The organism is Paraburkholderia sp. UYCP14C, assembly GCF_004197395.1.
Classification (GTDB): domain Bacteria; phylum Pseudomonadota; class Gammaproteobacteria; order Burkholderiales; family Burkholderiaceae; genus Paraburkholderia.
The window spans coordinates 1-2,564 of sequence record NZ_SELS01000195.1; the positions used below are offsets into that span (position 1 = coordinate 1).

Sequence of the window (2,564 nt, forward strand, 5' to 3'; positions counted from 1 at the left end):
GCTGAGTTTGTAGCGCAGATACCAGCGCACACAAAGAATGATCACCTCACGGTCAAAATGACGGCCGGCGAATAGCTCGTCCAGACTCTTCAGCTTGTTCATCGCGGCTCCTCAAATCGGTCAAGGCGACACTCTAACCGATCCTTGAGCGCTATTTGCACCACAACCGTTCAGGTTTCAGTTGAGTCTGCGCGATATTGAAGAGTTGCTATTCGAGCGCGGCGTCGTTGTCAGCCACGAGACGATCCGGCGCTGGTGCGACAAATTCGGCAAGGGCTTCGCTCATTGCATCAAGGCCGCTCGCCGTAAGCCCGGCGCCACATGGCATCTCGACGAAGTGTTTGTTTCCCTGCGTGGTGAACCTTATCTGTTGTGGCGGGCGGTCGACCAGCACGGCGCCGAACTCGATGTCTTGCTGCAGAAACGGCGCGACAAAGCGGCAGCCAAACGGTTTTTCAAACGGCTTCTCGCCGCATGTCCTGAGGTGCCACGCAAGATCGTCACCGCCAGCTGCGTAGCTATCCCGCCGCGAAAGCCGAGATCCCCGAGCTGGCGAACGTCAAACATGTCTTCGTCAAAGCCAGCGCTCGGTTGAATAACCGAGCCGAAAACAGTCACCAGCCCACACGTGAGCGGGAGCGTCGCATGCGTGGCTTCCGCAATCCTAGGCGTACGCAAGTCTTCCTGTCGAACTTCGGGCCGATCCGGCAACACTTCGCGCTGAAGCGCCATCTACTGCGCGCCTCTCTCTATCGAAAACAACTCAGCGAACGGTTCGCAGCATGGCATTGCTTCACTGAGGTCACCCAAAATCCGTCCGCTTTCTGAGCGGACGTGCTTCCTTTGTACTACTGTGTCGCCAGGAACTCAACGTGACAACGCCCCCGTGCGCTCTTGCGTCTCGTATACCTTAACGTGACAACGCCCAGCTATAGACTGGCGCGTCGGCGCTGAGATGGCAGCGCGCCTTTGCGTTCGCGACGGCGGTGAGGACGGCTGTGGTATCGCCCGCAGCGACCGTACAGCGGCTGGGCGCGCGCCGTCCATCACCCAGTGAGAGCTTCCAGCTCTTATCGCCCAGTTCAAAAGCCATGTACAGGCGGCTAACCGTCGTCGTATTCTGCCCACGGAGGGCTGTGTCAGGCGCGTCCATTTGCGTGCTCCTTCGGAGAAAACGAGTGTGCAAATCCCATTTTACTCCAGTCGGGCTTACTGCCACTGCCCTCCCACATAGCATCTAGTAAGACGAGCAAGCTTAGAGGGCTCTGATGTGATGGCCGACTCCCGCTACGCCGCGAGGGGTTTATGCGAAAGTGGAGAAGTCGTGACGTCCACGGCAAAGGCGCGTTCATCATGAACATAGCGACTGTTGGACTGGACCTGGCCACGAGCGTGCTGCGGGTTCACGCAGTGGATTCGCAAGGCCAAGTCGTCGTACGCAAACAGCTCAGACGCACGGATGTACTTCGGTATCTCGCCACGCTGGAACCATGTGTAATCGGCATGGAAGCGTGCGCCTCGTCGCACTACTGGGGTCGGCAATTTGCAAGGCTCGGGACACACCGTTCGACTGGTCGCCCCGCAGTTCGTCCGGCCTTACGTAAAGAGCAACAAGACCGCGGCAAAGCGCTTCTTCCGGCGGGTGCTACGTTCAAACCCGGTGCCACGCAAGATCGTTACCGACCAGCTGCGCAGTTATTCGGCGGCGAAGGCGGATATCCCTGAGCTTGCTCAGGTAAAGCACGTTTTCGTCAAAGCGGCCGCACGCGTGAACAACCGCGCCGGGAACAGCCACCCGCCGACCCGTAGGCGGGAACGCCAGATGTGCGGGTTTCGCGAGGCGCATCGCACACAGGCTTTTCTTTCGTGCTTCGGCCCGATCCGTCAGCACTTCGCGCTATCAAGACATTAGATGAACGCCGCTCGTCATCGCGCTATCCTGAAAGAACGTCTCGCAACATGGCATGGCTGGACCGTCTCAGACCCGGGTTGAGACGATCGACTGATAAGGATAACTATGCATGTGCCGAGACATTGACCTACAGTACCCAACTTGACAACGCCGCCCGGATTTCTTCCGCCGTCGCATTGGCAGCGCCCAGGTTGAGGTCTGCGATGGCGACCAGCGCGCCTTCGCGTGTATAGGTAATGGCGATTTCCTTGCCGATGCCACTTGCCGCGCCCGTGATAATGACGGACTTGCCTTGCAGTTTCATGATGGTTCTCCTCACTCGGCAAGATAGTCGTGAACCACCGTGCCAAGGCCAAGAGTCAGATCGGAAAGGATGTGCACGCCCGAGATCACTTCCAGTACCGGCAGCGACGCGACAGGCGCGAGCGCATGATGGAACAGTTCTAGCGCTGCTGGACCTTCCCACGCACCCTTGACGGCGATGTCCTCGCAGAAGTAGCGCACGAGTTCGCAGATTCGCGCCGTGCCATCGACATGCGGAATGATCTTGAGTAGATAGTTCGGCGCCGAAAGCAGTCACTGACCGGCATATTCGAGCCATTCCGGGATCGGCGTAATCGAGCCACCGGATGATCGCCGCAATCGAGCCAGT

General features: G+C 58.7%; 6 pseudogenes. 3 read left to right on the forward strand and 3 right to left on the reverse strand.

Annotated features, from left to right (window positions below):
* Nucleotides 1-102, reverse strand: a pseudogene (locus EVC45_RS47475) (IS6 family transposase); the annotation flags it as partial.
* A 67-nt stretch (nucleotides 103-169) separates the two neighbouring features.
* Here EVC45_RS47475 and EVC45_RS44130 point away from each other — a divergent pair.
* The 3 pseudogenes from EVC45_RS44130 to EVC45_RS47850 all read left to right on the forward strand — a co-directional run.
* Nucleotides 170-828: pseudogene (locus tag EVC45_RS44130) on the forward strand (IS6 family transposase); the annotation flags it as partial.
* 525 nt (nucleotides 829-1,353) lie between these two features.
* Nucleotides 1,354-1,624 (forward strand): annotated as a pseudogene (locus EVC45_RS48170) (IS110 family transposase); the annotation flags it as partial.
* A pseudogene (locus tag EVC45_RS47850) lies at nucleotides 1,610-1,975 on the forward strand (DDE-type integrase/transposase/recombinase); the annotation flags it as partial. The pseudogenes EVC45_RS48170 and EVC45_RS47850, both read left to right, overlap by 15 nt.
* Before the next feature lie 85 nt (nucleotides 1,976-2,060).
* Here the strand turns inward: EVC45_RS47850 and EVC45_RS44145 are convergent.
* A pseudogene (locus tag EVC45_RS44145) lies at nucleotides 2,061-2,216 on the reverse strand (SDR family NAD(P)-dependent oxidoreductase); the annotation flags it as partial.
* Nucleotides 2,217-2,227: 11 nt separating this feature from the next.
* Nucleotides 2,228-2,485, reverse strand: a pseudogene (locus EVC45_RS44150) (acetoacetate decarboxylase family protein); the annotation flags it as partial.
* Nucleotides 2,486-2,564 lie beyond the last annotated feature (79 nt).